Origin of the sequence: Gordonia oleivorans, assembly GCF_040044975.1 — a bacterium.
Taxonomy (GTDB): domain Bacteria; phylum Actinomycetota; class Actinomycetes; order Mycobacteriales; family Mycobacteriaceae; genus Gordonia; species Gordonia oleivorans.
Genome location: NZ_JBDZDI010000001.1, coordinates 141,330 through 158,341 on the forward strand (window position 1 = coordinate 141,330; position 17,012 = coordinate 158,341).

The 17,012-nt window shown below is 67.2% G+C and carries 10 protein-coding genes; 6 read left to right on the forward strand and 4 right to left on the reverse strand.

Going from position 1 to position 17,012, the window contains the following annotated elements; all coding sequences use genetic code 11:
• Positions 1-60: 60 nt before the first annotated feature.
• The 4 genes from ABLE92_RS00610 to prpD all read right to left on the reverse strand — a co-directional run bounded on the left by ABLE92_RS00610 (position 61) and on the right by prpD (position 7,272).
• Positions 61-3,450: a pyruvate carboxylase gene (locus ABLE92_RS00610; protein WP_348802559.1), complete on the reverse strand. Its 3,390-nt coding sequence runs from the start codon at positions 3,448-3,450 to the stop codon at positions 61-63.
• Positions 3,451-3,611: 161 nt separating this feature from the next.
• Positions 3,612-4,763 (reverse strand): bifunctional 2-methylcitrate synthase/citrate synthase, encoded by a 1,152-nt coding sequence (locus ABLE92_RS00615; protein WP_348802560.1) that lies wholly within the window; start codon positions 4,761-4,763, stop codon positions 3,612-3,614.
• Positions 4,760-5,761, reverse strand: a complete 1,002-nt coding sequence (gene prpB / locus ABLE92_RS00620) for a methylisocitrate lyase (RefSeq protein WP_348802561.1) — start codon at positions 5,759-5,761, stop codon at positions 4,760-4,762. Before prpB ends, ABLE92_RS00615 begins: the two co-directional genes overlap by 4 nt.
• The gene (gene prpD, locus ABLE92_RS00625; RefSeq protein ID WP_348802562.1) at positions 5,761-7,272 is read right to left on the reverse strand and encodes a 2-methylcitrate dehydratase PrpD; all 1,512 of its coding nucleotides are present in this window, start codon (positions 7,270-7,272) and stop codon (positions 5,761-5,763) included. Before prpD ends, prpB begins: the two co-directional genes overlap by 1 nt.
• Before the next feature lie 119 nt (positions 7,273-7,391).
• Between prpD and ABLE92_RS00630 the strand changes: the two genes are divergently transcribed.
• The 6 genes from ABLE92_RS00630 (at position 7,392) to ABLE92_RS00655 (ending at position 16,943) form a co-directional block, all read left to right on the forward strand.
• Positions 7,392-8,834: a short-chain fatty acyl-CoA regulator family protein gene (locus tag ABLE92_RS00630; protein WP_348802563.1), complete on the forward strand. Its 1,443-nt coding sequence runs from the start codon at positions 7,392-7,394 to the stop codon at positions 8,832-8,834.
• A gap of 152 nt (positions 8,835-8,986) precedes the next feature.
• Entirely contained in the window at positions 8,987-10,510 is a 1,524-nt protein-coding gene (locus ABLE92_RS00635; RefSeq protein ID WP_496560748.1) for an MFS transporter, read from the forward strand.
• 79 nt (positions 10,511-10,589) lie between these two features.
• Positions 10,590-11,951 carry an 8-oxoguanine deaminase gene (locus tag ABLE92_RS00640; RefSeq protein WP_348802564.1) on the forward strand — a complete coding sequence of 454 codons (1,362 nt, stop codon included), beginning with the start codon at positions 10,590-10,592 and terminating at the stop codon, positions 11,949-11,951.
• 11 nt (positions 11,952-11,962) lie between these two features.
• Complete coding sequence (locus ABLE92_RS00645; protein ID WP_348802565.1) at positions 11,963-12,796, forward strand: FAD binding domain-containing protein; 834 nt, start codon at positions 11,963-11,965, stop codon at positions 12,794-12,796.
• Between the two features lie 6 nt (positions 12,797-12,802).
• Positions 12,803-15,559 carry a molybdopterin-dependent oxidoreductase gene (locus ABLE92_RS00650; RefSeq protein WP_348802567.1) on the forward strand — a complete coding sequence of 919 codons (2,757 nt, stop codon included), beginning with the start codon at positions 12,803-12,805 and terminating at the stop codon, positions 15,557-15,559.
• Between the two features lie 97 nt (positions 15,560-15,656).
• Positions 15,657-16,943: an Nramp family divalent metal transporter gene (locus ABLE92_RS00655; protein ID WP_348802568.1), complete on the forward strand. Its 1,287-nt coding sequence runs from the start codon at positions 15,657-15,659 to the stop codon at positions 16,941-16,943.
• Positions 16,944-17,012 lie beyond the last annotated feature (69 nt).

A 17,012-nucleotide genomic window follows, 5' to 3' on the forward strand; every position in this document is an offset into this window, starting at 1 on the left:
TTCCGACAGTGCCGTATCCAGGTGCCAACTGTTGACACCTGGATACGGCACAAGGACGTTCTACCCGATCTCGATCAGCAGATCTCCGGGTGCGACGCTGGTGACCGGTCCGATGGCGACGCGGGTGACCTTGCCGCCGACGGGCGCGGTGATGGTGGCCTCCATCTTCATCGCCTCGATGGTGCCGATCGCCGCACCGGGTTTCACCTCGTCGCCCACCGAGACCGACACCGACACCACTCCGGCAAACGGTGCGCCCACCGATCCGGGATTGGACCGATCGGCCTTCTCGGCGGCCTCGACGGCGGAATCCACCGCGCGGTCCCGAACTGCGACAGGGCGCAATTGCCCGTTGAGGACGCACATCACGGTGCGCATACCCCGCTCGTCGGGATCACTGATCGCCTCGAGACCGATCAGCAGTTCCACACCCGGTTCGAGTTCGACGCGATGTTCTTCGCCGTAGCGCAGACCGTAGAAGAACTGATTCGCCGACAGGCGCGAGGTGTCGCCGTAGGCCTCGGTGTGCTCGGTGAACTCGCGGGTCGGACCGGGGAACAGCAAGCGATTCAACGTGACCTGGCGGCCACGTCCCGGCTCGTCGAGTGCGGCCGAATCCTCCGTCGACAGCTCGACCACCTCGGGTGCCGGAGGCCGGCCTTCGAGCGCCCTGCTGCGCAACGGTTCCGGCCAGCCGCCGGGCGGATCGCCGAGCTCGCCACGCAGGAACCCGATCACCGAATCCGGGATGTCGTGGCCCGCGGGATCGTCGGCGAAGTCCTGCGGATCGATGCCCTGGCCCACCATCGACAACGCGAGGTCACCGACGACCTTCGACGACGGCGTGACCTTGACCAGCCGACCGAGCATCGCATCGGCACAGGCGTACGCGTCTTCGACGGCCTCGAACCGATTGCCCAGGCCGAGGGCGATGGCTTGCTGGCGCAGGTTCGACAGTTGGCCGCCCGGGATCTCGTGGGCGTACACACGGCCGGTCGGTCCGGGGATGCCGGATTCGAACGGCGCGTACACCTTTCGGATCGCTTCCCAGTACGGTTCGAGGTCGCACACGGCAGCCAGATCCAGGCCGGTGTCGCGTTCGGTGTGCGCGAACGCCGCCACGATCGCCGACAGCGGCGGCTGACTCGTCGTACCGGCCAACGCCGCCGACGCACCGTCGACCGCATCCGCACCGGCCTGCACCGCCGCCAGGTAGGTCGCGAGTTGACCGCCCGGGGTGTCGTGGGTGTGCACGTGGATCGGCAGATCGAATTCCGAACGCAGGGCCGTGATCAGTTTCGTCGCAGCCGGTGCACGCAACAGACCGGCCATGTCCTTGATGGCCAGCACATGGGCACCGGCGGAGACGATCTGCTCCGCCAGACGCAGGTAGTAGTCGAGGGTGTAGAGATCCTCAGCCGGATTCGCCAGGTCGCCGGTGTAGCTCATCGCCACCTCGGCGACCGCCGTACCGGTCTCGCGGACCGCCTCGATTGCCGGTCGCATCTGCTCGATGTTGTTGAGCGCGTCGAAGATCCGGAAGATGTCGACACCGACCTCGGTGGCCTCCGACACGAAGGCGGTGGTCACCTTCGTCGGATACGGGGTGTAACCGACGGTGTTCGCGCCGCGCAGCAACATCTGCAGACAGATGTTGGGCATCGTCTCGCGCAGCTGGGCGAGGCGGTCCCACGGATCCTCCTTGAGGAACCGCAACGCCACGTCGTAGGTCGCTCCACCCCAGCACTCCACCGACAGCAACTGCGGCGTCAACGCCGCCACATACGGGGCGACCGCCAACAGTCCCGAGGTACGCAGCCGGGTCGCCAACAACGACTGATGCGCGTCGCGGAAGGTGGTGTCGGTCACCGCAACTCCCGGCTGCTCACGCAATGCCCGCGCGAAGCCCTCCGGGCCGAGTTCAACCAGCCGCTGCTTGGATCCCGCCTGCGGATGGGCCAGCACGGCCTTGTCGACGGTGGGCAGCTTGTCGCGCGGATACACCGTCGAGGGTCGTTCACCGTGCGGCTTGTTGACCGTCACATCCGCCAGATACTCCAGGATGCGGGTGCCGCGGTCGGCGGATCCGCCGGTGGTCAGCAGCCACGGCCGCTCGTCGATGAACGAGGTGGTCACCCGGCCCGCCCGGAAGTCCGGGTCGTCCAGAACCGCCTGCAGGAACGGAATGTTGGTCGCGACGCCACGAATCCGGAACTCCGCCAACGCGCGCCGGGCTCGACGCGCCGCGGTCGCGAAATCCCGTCCGCGACAAGTCAGTTTGACCAGCATCGAGTCGAAATGACCACTCACCTCACCGCCGAGGTTGGCGCCTCCGTCCAGGCGGATGCCCGCGCCACCGGGGGTGCGATACGCGGTGATCCGGCCCACGTCGGGGCGGAATCCGGCCGCCGGGTCCTCGGTGGTGATGCGGCACTGCATGGCCGCGCCGTGGACGGCGATCGCCTCCTGGGTCAGGCCGAGGTCGACCAGCGACTCCCCCGAGGCCACCCGCAGCTGCGCACCCACGAGATCCACATCGGTGATCTCCTCGGTCACCGTGTGCTCCACCTGAATTCGCGGGTTCATCTCGATGAAGACATGCCTGCCCTGTTCATCGACCAGGAACTCGACCGTGCCGGCACAGGAGTAGCCGATCTGGCGGGCGAAGGCGACCGCGTCGGCGCAGATCCGATCCCGAAGTGCCGGATCGAGATTCGGTGCCGGCGCCAACTCCACCACCTTCTGGTGGCGTCGTTGCAGGCTGCAGTCGCGCTCATAGAGGTGGATGACGTTGCCGTGGGTATCGGCGAGGATCTGCACCTCGATGTGGCGCGGATTGATCACCGCCTGCTCGAGAAACACCGTCGCATCGCCGAAGGCGGCGTCGGCCTCACGGGAGGCGGCCTCGATCGATTCCCGCAGCTGTGCCGGGTCGTCGACGCGCCTCATCCCGCGGCCACCGCCACCGGCGACGGCCTTGACGAACACCGGGAACTGCATCTCCTGCGATGCCGCGACCAACTCGTCGACATCCGCGGACGGCTCCGACGACGCCAGCACCGGCAGTCCGGCAGCCTTGGCGGCGGCGACGGCCTGCGCCTTGTTGCCGGTCAGATCGAGCACGTCGGCGCTCGGGCCCACGAAGGTGATCCCCGCCGCAGCGCACGCACGCGCCAAACCGGGATTCTCCGAGAGGAACCCGTAGCCCGGATAGACCGCGTCGGCACCGCATCGTTGGGCCGCCGCGACGACCTCCTCCACGGACAGATACGCGCGCACCGGATGCCCGGGCACCCCGATCTGATAGGACTCGTCGGCCTTCAATCGATGCAGCGAGTTGCGATCCTCATACGGAAAGATCGCGACCGTGCGGGCGCCGAGTTCGTAGGCGGCGCGAAACGCACGGATCGCGATCTCGCCGCGGTTGGCCACCAACACCTTGTCGAACATGTTGCCTTTCCGTTTCTGCAGGCCCCGAAATGTCAGATGCTCCCAGGTGAGCGTAACCCGGGAGCATCGGACATCGGACCGGCTGTCTCAGGACGTGGGATGACTGGTGGGAACACCGCTTATTCCGACGCGGAATCCCCGAATTGTCGAATGACCGGACATCAGGCGGTCAGGACCCGCTGCGCCGGCCCGTCATACGAACTCAACGGCCGGATGAGCGCATTGGCCGCCGTCTGTTCGATGATGTGCGCCGTCCATCCGGTGATCCGGCTCATCACGAAAATCGGTGTGAACGAACCGATGTCGAATCCCATCAGGTGGTATGCGGGCCCGGTCGGGAAGTCGAGGTTCGGCTTGATGCGGGTCCGCTCGGTCATCACCGCCTCCAGTTCGCCGTAGATCTCCAACCATCGGGTGTCGTTCTTGTGGTTGGAGATGTCGACGAGTGCCTCCTTCATGGTCGGCACCCGCGAGTCACCATTCTTGTACACGCGATGCCCGAAGCCCATGACTTTCTCTTTTCGAGACAGCTTGGCCTCCATCCATTCCCGCGCTCGCTCGGGCCGATCGATCTCGATCATGTCGTACATGACCGCCTCGTTCGCCCCACCGTGCAACGATCCCTTCAACGCTCCGATCGCCGCGGTGACCGCGCTGTAGATGTCGGACTGCGTCGAGGTCACGACGCGTGCGGCGAACGTCGATGCATTGAAGCTGTGTTCGGCGTAGAGGACCATCGACTTCTCGAATGCCCGGACGATCACCGGGTCGGGCACCTCGCCGAAACACATATTCAGGAAGTTCTCCGAATATCCGAGCCCGTGATGCGGGGCGATCGGTTCCAGCCCGCGTCGCCGACGCATGTCGGCGGCGACGATCGTCGGCAGGACGGCGAACATCCGCAGTGCCTTGTCGTAGTTCGACGACGCACTCGGATTGTCCTCGTCCGGGTCCTCGGTGCCGAGGAAGCTGATCGCGGTGCGCACCACGTCCATCGGGTGGCAGTTCTCCGGAATCCGCGCCAGGACCGCCTGCGTCGAACGGTCCAGACGACGACTGGCCCGCTCGAGGAGGGTGAACGCCGCCAGTTCACGATCGTTCGGCAGCTCCCCGTGCCACAGCAGGTAGGCCACCTGCTCGAACGAGCAGTGGGCCGCGAGGTCCTGCACGGCGTAGCCACGGTAGGTCAGGGAGTTGGTCTCCGGTACCACCTTGGAGATCGCGGTGGTGTCGACGACGACGCCGGCCAGGCCCTTGTAGATCTTCGGGGCCTGCGATTCTGCCGTCTTCTTCTCGGGTGTCGCGGTGGTCATTGCTGTACACCTTTCGGATTGGTGGTCGACCCGGTGCCACCCGCGGTGGGAAGCGGCCCGCTCGCTCCGCTCCCGGCGCCGATGGTGAAGTTGAACAGGTCGGAATCGAAATCGTTGTAATCGGCGTACCGCAACAGTTCGTAGAGTCGGCTGCGGTGCTGCATCCCGTCGAGAAGCCCCGATTGCGTTCCGGTGGAATGGATTTCCCGCAGTCCGCGTTCGACGGCACCCATCGCGATGCGCAGCGTCGTCACCGGGTAGATGACGGCGTTGTAGCCGACGTCGCGCAGCTGGTCGGCGGTCACGAGCTCGGACTTGCCGAACTCGGTCATGTTCGCCAGCAGCGGGACGTCGACGGCTGCGCGGAACTTCTCGAACTCACCGATGTCGCGCAGGGCTTCGGTGAAGATGAGGTCGGCGCCGGCGTCGGCGTAGGCCTTGGCCCGTTCGATGGCCGACTCGATGCCCTCGATGCCGGCCGCGTCGGTGCGCGCGCAGATGACGAAGTTCTCATCACGACGAGCCGACACCGCGGCGCGCAGACGCTTGAGCATCTCGGCCGTCGGGACCACGTCCTTGCCGTCGAGGTGCCCGCACCGCTTCGGATTGACCTGATCCTCGAGGTGACATCCGGCCAGACCGGCGTCCTCGAGGGAGGCGATCGTGCGTGCCGCGCTCATCGGCTCCCCGAATCCGGTGTCGGCGTCGATGAGGGTCGGCAAGTCGGTGGCGTGCGCGATCGCCGAACCGCGGGCGGTGACCTCACTCAACGTGGTCAGTCCGATGTCGGGCAGTCCGAGGTCCGCCGACAGCACCGCACCCGAGACGTACACACCCTCGAATCCGACGTCCGCGATCAGCTTTGCCACCAGCGGGGAGAAGGCTCCCGGCCAGCGCAGCAGGTCACCTGAGGCGAGCCCGGCGCGCAGTGCGCGGCGCTTGTCGGTGTCGGAGACGGCCGACGAAAAGAGTCCGGAGACTCCTGATGCTGAGCCCATCAGAAGATTCCCGTCCCGATCGTCGGCGCCTTGTCCAACACCAACGGCGCCACGGACACATTGAGCGCGCCGAGCTCGCCCGGCCCGAGATCGCCGAGCCCGGCAGCAGCCACCAGGAATCGCTGCTGCTCGTCCGCATCGACTACCCCCTCGGCCATCGCCGCGAACTTCGCCTCGTACTGAGGTCGCGCGAACGGCCGAGCGCCGAGCGGATGGGCGTCGGCGACCGCGAGTTCATCGGTGATCACCTCACCGCCCGTCAGGGTGATCACGGCCTTGGCACCGAATGCCTTCTCGGCCGGATCGCTTGAGTGGTACCGACGGGTCCACTCCGGATCTTCGACGGTGGAGATCTTGTTCCACAGCGCGATCGTGTCGGGCCGGTTCGCGCGTTCGGGTGCGTAGGAGGCCTCGTGATGCCAGACGCCGTCCTGGAGTGCGACCGCGAAGATGTAGGGCACGGAGTGATCGAGGGTCTCGCGACTGGCGTTGGGATCGAACTTCTGCGGATCGCTGGAACCGGTGCCGATGACGACGTGGGTGTGGTGGCTGGTGTGCAGCACGATCGATTCGATGTCGTCGAGATTGCCGATGCGGGCCCGCATGCGGCGGGCGAGGTCGATCGGCGCCTGGCTCTGGTACTCCGCGGAATGTTCCTTGGTGTAGCTGTCGAGGATGGCGCGCTTGGCCTCACCCGGTGCGGGGAGCGGGATCTGGTAGGTCTTCTCCGGCCCACCCAGCATCCAGGCGATGACGCCGTCCTCACCCTCCCAGATCGGGGCGGGCGCACCCTCGCCGCGCATGGCACGGTCGACGGCCTCGATGGCGATCTTGCCGGCGTGGGCCGGGGCGTAGGCCTTCCAGCTCGAGATCAGACCCTTACGCGACTGGCGGGTGGCCGTGGTCAGGTGCAGGGCCTGCCCGATGGCCTGGTAGATGGTCTCCTCGTCGAGCTTGAGCATCGTGCCGAGCCCGGCGGCAACCGACGGCCCCAGGTGGGCGACGTGGTCGATCTTGTGCTCGTGCAAGCACATTCCGCGCACCAGGTCGATCTGGATCTCGTAGGCGGTGGCGAGACCGCGGATCAGGTCGGCACCCGAGGCGCCGACCTGCTGCGCCACGGCGACGAGTGCGGGGATGTTGTCACCGGGGTGGGAGTACTCGGCGGCCAGGAAGGTGTCGTGAAAATCGAGCTCGCGCACGGCGACCCCGTTGGCCCACGCGGCCCACTCGGGCGAGTAGCGGCCCTCGACACCGAAGACCGCGGCGCCGGGCTTACCTGCTGCCGGCGGGTGTGCCAGCGCCTGAGCCCGGGCCGAGGTGACCGGACGACGGATCACCGACGCCGCGCTGACCGCGGCGTTGTCGATGACGCGGTTGATGATCATCTCCGCGGTGTCGGCGGGCACCTCGACGGGGTCGATGGCCACCTTCGCGATCTTGGTGGCGAGGTGCTCGGACTGCGGGAAGTCATCGGAACTGCGGTGTGTCCGTACGTCGTGAATGATCATATTCGCACCGTACGCAGCATCATCGACCAGTGAAAAGACCTGGCAGATGCGTATTTCTGTGGAAGTTTTCGGGCAATCTTGCAAACTTTGTGGACGCCGTGCGGTCTAAGCTGGGCTCCATGGTGAAGACGTCGTCGAGTTCGGCGGGCCGGATGTTCGTGGGCCCGAGACTCCGACGGCTGCGCGATGAGCAGGGTCTGTCGCAGGCCGCGCTCGCACGTCGGATCGAGAAGTCGACGAGCTATCTCAACCAGCTCGAGAACGATCAGCGCCCGATCACCGTCCCGGTCCTGCTCGCGCTGACCCGGGAGTTCGATCTCGACGCCGACTACTTCGCCGGTGACAACGATGCGCGACTCATCGGCGACCTCGCCGACGTCATGACCGCCCATGCGGAGTCCGGGGAGTGCAGCCGCGCCGAGATCGCCGAACTCGTCGGACGCATGCCCGCCATGGGACGGACTCTCGTCGCCCTGCACCGACAACTCACGTCGGCGACCGCCGAATTGGAAACCTACCGGGCGCAACTCGCCGATCCGACCGCGGCGGCGGGATCGACCCCCTTCGAGGAGGTGCGCGACTTCTTCTACGACCGCAAGAATCACATCGACGTCCTCGACCGGGCGGCGGAGCAACTCTTTGCCGACGAGAAACTCTCCATCGGCGGGCTCGATCTGCAATTGGCCGACCTCCTGCATCGTCGCCACGACATCCGCGTGACCATCACCCACGAACCCGATCCCGTTGCGGCCGTGGCAGTTCCAAAACGGACGTTCGATCCGGCCAACGGCGTGATCGGCCTGGCCGGTCGTCTGAGCGCGGGACAGCGCGCGTTTCAGCTCGCCACCCAGCTGGTACTGCTGGAACAGGAAGCCACCATCGATGCGCTGGTTGCGCAGGCCCAGAATCTCAGCGCTGCAACACTTCCCGTCGCACGCATCGGATTGGCGAATTACTTCGCGGGCGCTCTGCTGCTTCCGTATGAGCGGTTCCGTGCCGCGGCGGAGAAGACGCGCTACGACATCGAGTTGCTGAGCCTGACGTTCGAGGTCGGATTCGAGACCGTGTGCCATCGGTTGTCGACCTTGCAGCGTCCCGGAAGTCGAGGTGTGCCGTTCATCTTCGTGCGCACCGACAAGGCGGGAAACATCTCGAAGCGACAGTCGGCCACCGCCTTCCACTTCTCACGCGTGGGCGGTAGCTGCCCGCTGTGGGGAGTGCACGATGCGTTCGCCACGCCCGGGCGGATCGTCACCCAGGTGTCCCAGATGCCCGATGGCCGGTCCTATTTCTGGCTGGCCCGCACCACCACCGAACAGCGCGGCCACCTGGCACCGCACACCAGTTTCGCCGTGGGCCTCGGATGCGATCTCGCCCACGCCGACCGGCTCGTCTATTCGACCGGGGTCGACCTCGCCGACGAGCGCACCGTCGTACCGATCGGAGCCGGATGCAAGGTGTGCGAGCGTCCGGCATGCACCCAACGCGCGTTCCCCCAGCTCGGCCGGGGCATCCACATCGATCCGACTCGCAGCGACTCGATTCCGTATCGTCCGGCGTGAGGCGCCCTCGCCTGGGATAGGGGATGAGTGGGCGCCCGAGAATTCCTCCCCCACCGACCGATTCATCCCCCGACACTTCGGCATTCCTCCCCACTTTCGCCCTGACCGATCGTTCGTTCGACGAGGTGAGATAGCGTGTCCCACGGAGGTTGATGCCGGTGTCAGCGACAGATCGCACTGTGAGTACGAGCGGTGCGGGGAGTTCTCCCGGTGCGGGAAATCCCACCGGTGGCCGTCACGACAACCACGTCCCGCAGATTCATCCGCGCGCGGCCGTCACCGTTCTCTGCACCGCCGGCATCGTCGTCGCACTGATGCAGACGATCATCGTGCCGCTGATCCCGGCGCTGCCCACTCTCCTGCACGCCGAACCCGGCGACACGACATGGGCCCTCACAATCACATTGCTCGCCGGCGCGGTCATCACGCCCATCGGCGGTCGCCTCGGTGACATGTACGGCAAACGGCGCATGCTGCTGGCGTCGATGGCCTGTGTGGCCGCGGGTTCGGTCGTGTGCGCACTGTCGCCGTCGCTGCTGCCCTTCCTCATCGGACGTGGGTTGCAGGGCCTCGGCTTCGGCACGATCGCGCTCGGCATCAGCGTCATGCGCGACATCGTCCCGCCCCTGCGGCTCGGCTCATCGGTGGGCACGATGAGCGCCTCGCTCGGAATCGGCGGTGCCCTCGGTCTCCCGGTCGCCGCGTTGCTCGCCCAGCATGTGGGATGGCATGCCCTGTTCTGGATGTGTGCCGTTGCCGCCGGACTCAGCGCCCTCGGCATGATCGCGACCATCCCCGCCGACCGTGGCCACAGCGGCGGACGGTTCGACATCCTGGGAGCGCTGGGCCTCGCCGTGCTGCTGACGTGTCTGCTGCTACCGCTGTCCAAGGGCGCGTCGTGGGGTTGGGGTTCACCGCTGACGATCGGCGCCTTCGTGGCATTCGTGGTGATCGGCTCGATGTGGTGGCTGTGGGAGCGACGCCTGCCCAATGCCCTCATCGACACGCGGATCGCCGTCGAACGCCCGGTGATGCTCACCAACATCGCGTCGGTGGCCACCGGCTTCGCGTTCTATTCGATGCAGCTGATGCCCATCCAGGTGCTCATGGCACCGACCGCCGGACCCGTCGGACTCGGCTACCAGATGGTCACCGCGTCGTTGATCCTCGCGCCCAGCGGCATCCTCATGTTCATCTTCTCCCATGTCAGCGCCTGGCTGACCGCACACGTCGGCCCGCGGATCTCGCTGTCGCTGGGCGCGACGGTCATCGGGGTGGGCTATGTCGTGTTCATCGTCGTCCTGGCCTCCGGCCGGGACATCACCTGGTGGCTGATGCTGATGATCGCCTGCCTCATCGGCGCCGGCCTCGGGATCGCCTACGCCGCGATGCCCGCCCTGATCATGCGGGCGGTGCCGATCACCCAGACCGGCGAGGCCAACGGCGTCAACGCACTGATGCGTGTCGTCGGCACCTCCACGTCGGCGGCCGTGGTCGGGATGATCCTCACCTGGTCGATCGTCACCGTCGACGGGCCCGACGGGACGGTCACGTCGGTCCCCGACACCTCCGGCTACCTGACGGCGTCGATCATCTCGCTGTGCGCCTGCGCGGTCGCCGCGGGACTGGCCCTGGCCATCCCGCAGGGACGCCGCCTCGACGAGGAGACCGTGTAGCCCACGCCTCGGCGAGCTCAGCGGGCACGCTCACGCGTGGCGCAATCTGACCGTAACGCGATGGTCGTAGCGTGAGCCCGTGTCCCCGCAGACCCTCATCGAGAACGCGCATGTGATCACCGTCGACACCGAGCGGCGCGAGTTGTCCCACGCGTCGGTCCTGATCGACGGTGCGACCATCGAGGCCGTGTCCACCGCGCCGATCACCGACGTCGACGACGATGTCGTCCGCATCGACGGCCGCGGCTGCGTGCTCACACCGGGTCTGGTCAACACCCACCATCACCTCTATCAGTGGATCACGCGGGGGCTGGCCGCCGATCACACGTTGTTCCAGTGGCTCACCACGCTCTATCCCATCTGGGCGGGAATCGACGAGAAGGCCGTGAACGTCGCGGCACTCGGCGGGCTGGCCCAACTCGCCTTGTCGGGATGCACCACCACCACCGACCATCACTACGTCTTCCCACGCGAGGGTGGCGATCTGCTCGGCGCGGAGATCGCCGCCGCCCAGACCCTCGGCATCCGCTTCCATCCGACGCGCGGCTCGATGGACCTGTCGGAGAAGGACGGCGGCCTGCCTCCGGACACCGTGGTGCAGACCATCGACGAAATCCTCACCGCCAGCACCGATGCCGTGAGCCGCTGGCACGACCCGTCCCCCGACTCGATGCTGCGGATCGCGCTCGCCCCGTGCTCCCCCTTCTCGGTGACCACCGATCTGCTGCGCGAATCGGCCTCCCTGGCACGCGAACTCGGCGTTCGGATGCACACCCACCTCGCCGAATCCCTCGACGAGAACACCTACTGCGACGAGCACTTCGGCTCGACACCCCTGCAGTACATGGAATCCGTCGGCTGGGTGGGCGACGACGTGTGGTTCGCCCACGGCATCGAATTCGACGATGCGGAGATCGGTCGCCTCGCCGCCACGTCGACCGGGGTGGCGCACTGCCCCACCTCGAACGCGCGTCTGGGCAACCGGATCTGCCGCACTCGCGACCTCGTCGACGCCGGCGTGCCCGTGGGCCTCGGCGTCGACGGCGCCGCCTCCAACGAATCGGCGCGCCTCCTCGAAGAAGCCCACCAGGCGGTCCTGATGGCCCGCGCCAAAGGCGGTCCCACGGCGCTGACCACCCGCACCGCCATCGACCTGGCCACCATCGGCGGCGCACGAGTCCTGGGGCGTGACAGCGAGATCGGGTCGATCGAGGTCGGCAAGCTCGCCGATCTGGTGCTCTGGGATCTGTCCGGACTCGGCCACGCCGACATCGACGACCCGGTCGCCGCCCTGGTCCTCGGTGCGATCCCGCCGATCGTGGGCACCTGGATCCAGGGCCGACGCATCGTCACCGACGGCGAACTCACCACCGCCGACACGGCCACCATCGCCAAGGACTGCGCCACCGAACATCGTCGACTCCTGGACAAGGCCGGATAGGTCGCACACGCATGGATCTCAACACCATCAGCACTTACCGCTACGCACGCAACCGCGGCGATCTCGTCCTCGCCCCGGGCGAACGCATCATCGCCGGGGGCACCTGGTTCTTCTCCGAACCGCAGATCGACGCCTCCGGTGTCGTCGACATCAGCCGCATCGGCTGGCCCGACGTCGAAGACCTTCCCGACGGCGGTCTGCGGATCGCGGCGACCTGCCCCATCGCCACGCTCGCCCACCTGGAGCCACGGCCCGGGTGGCATGCACATCCGCTCTTCTCCCAGTGTGCGAACGCCTTGCTCGCGTCATTCAAGATCTGGAACGTTGCCACCGTCGGCGGCAACATCTGCCGGTCGTTCGCCGCCGCGTCGATGGTCTCGCTCGGCGTCGCACTCGACGGTGTGTCACTGATCTGGCGACCAGACGGCACCGAGCGCACCGTGCCGGTCGCCACCCTCGTCACCGGCAACGGCACCAACACTCTCGAACCGGGAGAAGTATTGCGTGCCATCGACATTCCCGGCCACGCGCTACGCGGGTTCACCGGATTCCGCAAGATCGCCCTGGCCGAGCTGGGTCGCTCCGCGGCCGTTGTCACCGGACGCCTCGACGCCGACGGTTCCGCGGTGTTCGGTATCACCGCCGCGACGGGGTGGCCGACGGTGCTGCGCTATCCCGCATTTCCCGATGCGGCCACTCTGCGCGCCGACATCGAGTCCGCCGACGGCTATTACACCGATCCCCTCGGCTCGGCGGATTGGCGCCGCGGGGTGAGCGGGACGCTCGCCGAGCAGATCCGGGTCGAACTGAGCGACCACACGCAACCCACGACCGGCGGACGGTGAGATCCCATGCACTTCGAGATCAACGGTGAATCTGCCGACGCCACACCACGGCCCGGCCAATGCCTTCGGACGTTCCTGCGCGACGCGACCCACTTCGAGGTGAAGAAGGGATGCGACGCCGGTGACTGCGGGGCCTGCTCGGTGCTGGTCGACGGGACGCCGGTGCATTCGTGTATCTATCCGGCCCAGCGGATCGACGGCGCGTCGGTGACGACAGTGTCCGGCCTCGGCACCCCCGGCGACCTGCATCCGATGCAGGAGGCGTTCGTCGACAACTTCGGCTTCCAGTGCGGATTCTGCACCGCCGGAATGATCGTCACCGCCTCGACGCTGAAAGCCGATGATCTCGACGACCTCCCACGGAAGATGAAGGGAAACCTGTGCCGCTGCACCGGATATCGGGCGATCCGTTCGGCGATCCGCGAGGGTGTGACCGGGGAGCACACCCCCAGCTCGGTGGCCGCCCGCCCGGACGGCACCGGTGTGGGCTGCTCGGTGAATCCCCTTGCCGCCGAACGCGTCGTCACCGGCACCGAACCGTATACCTTTGACGTCGAGGTGCCGGGGATGCAGTTCCTGCGGGTGCTCACCTCACCGCACCCGCATGCCCGGATCACCTCGATCGACACCACCGAGGCGGCCACGGTCGAGGGCGTGACCCTGATCCTGACCCACGAGAACGTCTCCACCCGACGGTTTTCCACCGCCCGGCACGACCTTCGCGAGGACGATCCGGACGACACCCTGGTCTTCGATCCGGTGGTGCGCTTCGTCGGCCAGCGGGTCGCCGCCGTCGTCGCCGACACCGCGACGGCCGCCGAGGAGGCCTGCCGCCGGATCACCGTGACCTACGAACCACTGCCCGCGGTGTTCGATCCGTCCGACGCCCGCCGGCCGGGTGCCCCGCTCATCCACCCGGACCGCACCCCGGCGGATCGCGTGGCGCACGCCGACCGCAACGTGATCGCCGCATTCCATGACGGTTTCGGCGGTGATGTGGATGTGGCACTGCACAATTCGCCGGTCACCGTCGGCGGGACCTGGCGGACGTCGCGGGTCAGCCACGCCCAACTCGAAACGCACGGCAGCATCGGTTGGCTCGACGACGACGGCCGGCTCGTCCTGCGGACCAGCACCCAGGTCCCGTTCCTGGTGCGTGACGAACTCGCCTTGCTCCTCGACCTGCCGCCGGAACGGATCCGCGTCGCCGCCGCCCGCGTCGGCGGCGGATTCGGCGGCAAACAGGAGTTGCTCACCGAGGATCTCGTTGCGATCGCGGTACTGCGGACCGGCCGTCCGGTCGGCTACGAGATGACCCGCACCGACGAGATGACCCGTACCACCTACCGTCATCCCTTCGAGGTGTCGGTGGATCTCGGCGCCGATGACGCCGGGCGGCTGAGGGCGATGAAGGTCGACGTGCTCTCCGACACCGGCGCCTACGGCAACCACGCCATCGGGGTGATGTTCCACGCCTGCGCCGAATCGGTCTCGGTGTACAACTGCCCGGTCAAACGGGTGGATGCGGAGGTCGTCTATACCAACAACCCTCCGTCGGGGGCCTTCCGCGGATACGGCCTCGGCCAGGTCATCTTCGCGATCGAGAGTGCGATGGACGAACTCGCGCTGCGGCTCGGTGTCGACCCGTTCGAGCTGCGCCGGATCAACGCTGTGGCACAAGGTGATCCGCTGTTGATCGCACACCCGGAACCCGAGGAGGACCTGGTCTACGGCAGCTACGGACTCGACCAGTGCCTCGACCTGGCGCAGGCGGCATTGACGAAGGGCAACGGCGTCACCGCACCGGCCGGAGAGTCGTGGCGGATCGGCGAGGGTATGGCCCTCGCGGCGATCGCGACCATGGCCCCACGCGGACATCACTCCGATGTCAGCGTCGCCGTCGACGCCGGCGGGACGTATCACGTCGGGGTCGGCACGGCCGAGTTCGGCAACGGCACCACCACTGTGCACGCCCAGATCACCGCGACAACGATGTCGACGTCGGTGGATCGCGTCGTCCTCCGCAACGGCGACACCGACGCCGCCGGCTACGACACCGGGGCCTTCGCCTCCGCGGGTACCACCGTCGCGGGCAAGGCAGTGTACGGCGCCGCGCTGGAACTGCGAGAGGTGTTGCTGCGCACCGCAGCCGCGTTGTCCTCGGCCACCCCCGACGAGGTCCGCCTGACCGCCGACGGCACGCTCGTCGGGGAGCGGATGATCACCTTCGCCGAGCTCATCGGCGCCGTCGACGCCGATCATCGCATCGAACTTCCCGGCGGGCCTCGTGCCGTGGCAACCGGCGCCGAACACGGCGAACTGCGATCCATCGCCTTCAACGTGCAGGCATTCCGTGTGGCCGTCGACACCGACTCCGGCTCGGTGGTCATCCTGCAGTCCGTCCACGCCGCCGACGCGGGCACCGTGATGAACCCCGAGCAGTGCCTCGGACAGGTGGAGGGTGGCGTCGCGCAGGCGATCGGCTCGAGCCTGTACGAGGAGATCATGCTCGACGGCAAGGGCGCGGTGTTGACGCCGGTGTTCCGCACCTACCGCGTACCGCAGATGGTCGACATCCCCGATACCGAGGTGTTCTTCGCCGACACCTCCGACGACCTCGGCCCCTTCGGCGCCAAGTCGATGAGCGAATCGCCGTACAACCCGGTGGCGCCGGCTCTGGCCAATGCGATCCGCCGGGCCATCGGAGTGCGACCACACGAGACACCGATGTCGCGGGATCGGGTCTGGCGACTTCTGCAGTGACGAAACCGGCTCACCCATCCGCCACGATTTTTCGGCGTACCGAACTTTTGGTTTCGCCTCACTTGATGATCGGCCACGGCTGTGACAGATTGAGCGGGTGAATCAGGTGGACACGCGCACCTCCGAGGCACCGGATACCGCGGCGACCCGACGACGAATCCGGCTGCGTCGATTCCGGTCGTTCCGTCAAATCGCACTGTTCGGCCCGGCCTTCGTCGCCGCCGTCGCCTACGTCGACCCCGGTAACGTCGCCGCCAACATCACCGCGGGCGCCCGCTACGGATTCCTGCTGGTCTGGGTGCTGGTGATCGCCAACGTCATCGCCATGCTCATCCAGTACCAGTCGGCCAAGCTCGGCATCGTCACCGGCAGGAGCCTCCCCGGACTACTTGGCGAACGGCTCGGCAAACGCCGGCGCCTCGCCTACTGGGCCCAGGCGGAGATCGTCGCCATCGCCACCGACCTCGCCGAGGTCCTCGGCGGCGCGATCGCCCTGCAGTTGCTCTTCGATCTGCCCCTCCTGGTCGGCGGCATCATCGTCGGCGTCGTCTCCACGGTGGTGTTGTTGCTGCAGAACCCGCGCCAGCAACGGGTCTTCGAGACCGTCATCCTGTCGATGCTGGCCATCATCGTGGTCGGCTTCCTGGCTGGTCTCGTGGTGAACCCGCCGCCGGTGTCCGACGTCGTCGGCGGTCTCGTTCCCCGCCTGCAGGGTCCCGAAACCGTGCTGCTGGCCGCCTCGATGCTCGGCGCGACGGTGATGCCGCACGCCATCTACGTGCACTCGTCACTGGTGATCGACCGGCACGGCGTCGCCAAGACCCCGGCCCGACGGCGGCTGCTGGTGCGTGCCACCCGATGGGATGTGGTGACCGCCCTGATCATCGCCGGCGCGGTGAACATCTCCCTGCTGCTGCTCGCGGCCCAGAATCTGCGCGGCAAGGAGGGCACCGACACCATCGAGGGCGCCTACCACGCGGTGGCCGATTCGATGGGACCGCACATGGCGACCATCTTCGCGATCGGGCTGCTGGCCAGCGGACTGGCCGCCACCTCGGTCGGATCGTCGGCGGGTGCGGCCATCATGGCCGGCCTGTTGCACAGACGTATCCCGCTGGTGATCCGGCGGCTGGCCACCCTGGTTCCCGCCCTGGCGGTGCTCGCCCTCGGCGTCGATCCCACCTGGGCACTGGTGATGAGCCAGGTGGTCCTGAGTTTCGGCATCCCCTTCGCGATCATCCCGCTCGGACGACTCACCGCCGACCGGTCACTGATGGGCGAGTTCGCCGACGGGTGGCCACTGCGCATCGTCGCGGCCCTGTCGTCGGTGATGATCGTCGTCCTCAACATCGCCCTCATCGTGCTGGTGTTGACCGGGACCTGACCGGAATGGGGCCACCGCCGGCGGCACGGCCCCCGCGACCATTGGCCACCGCGACCACTGAATCTGGTG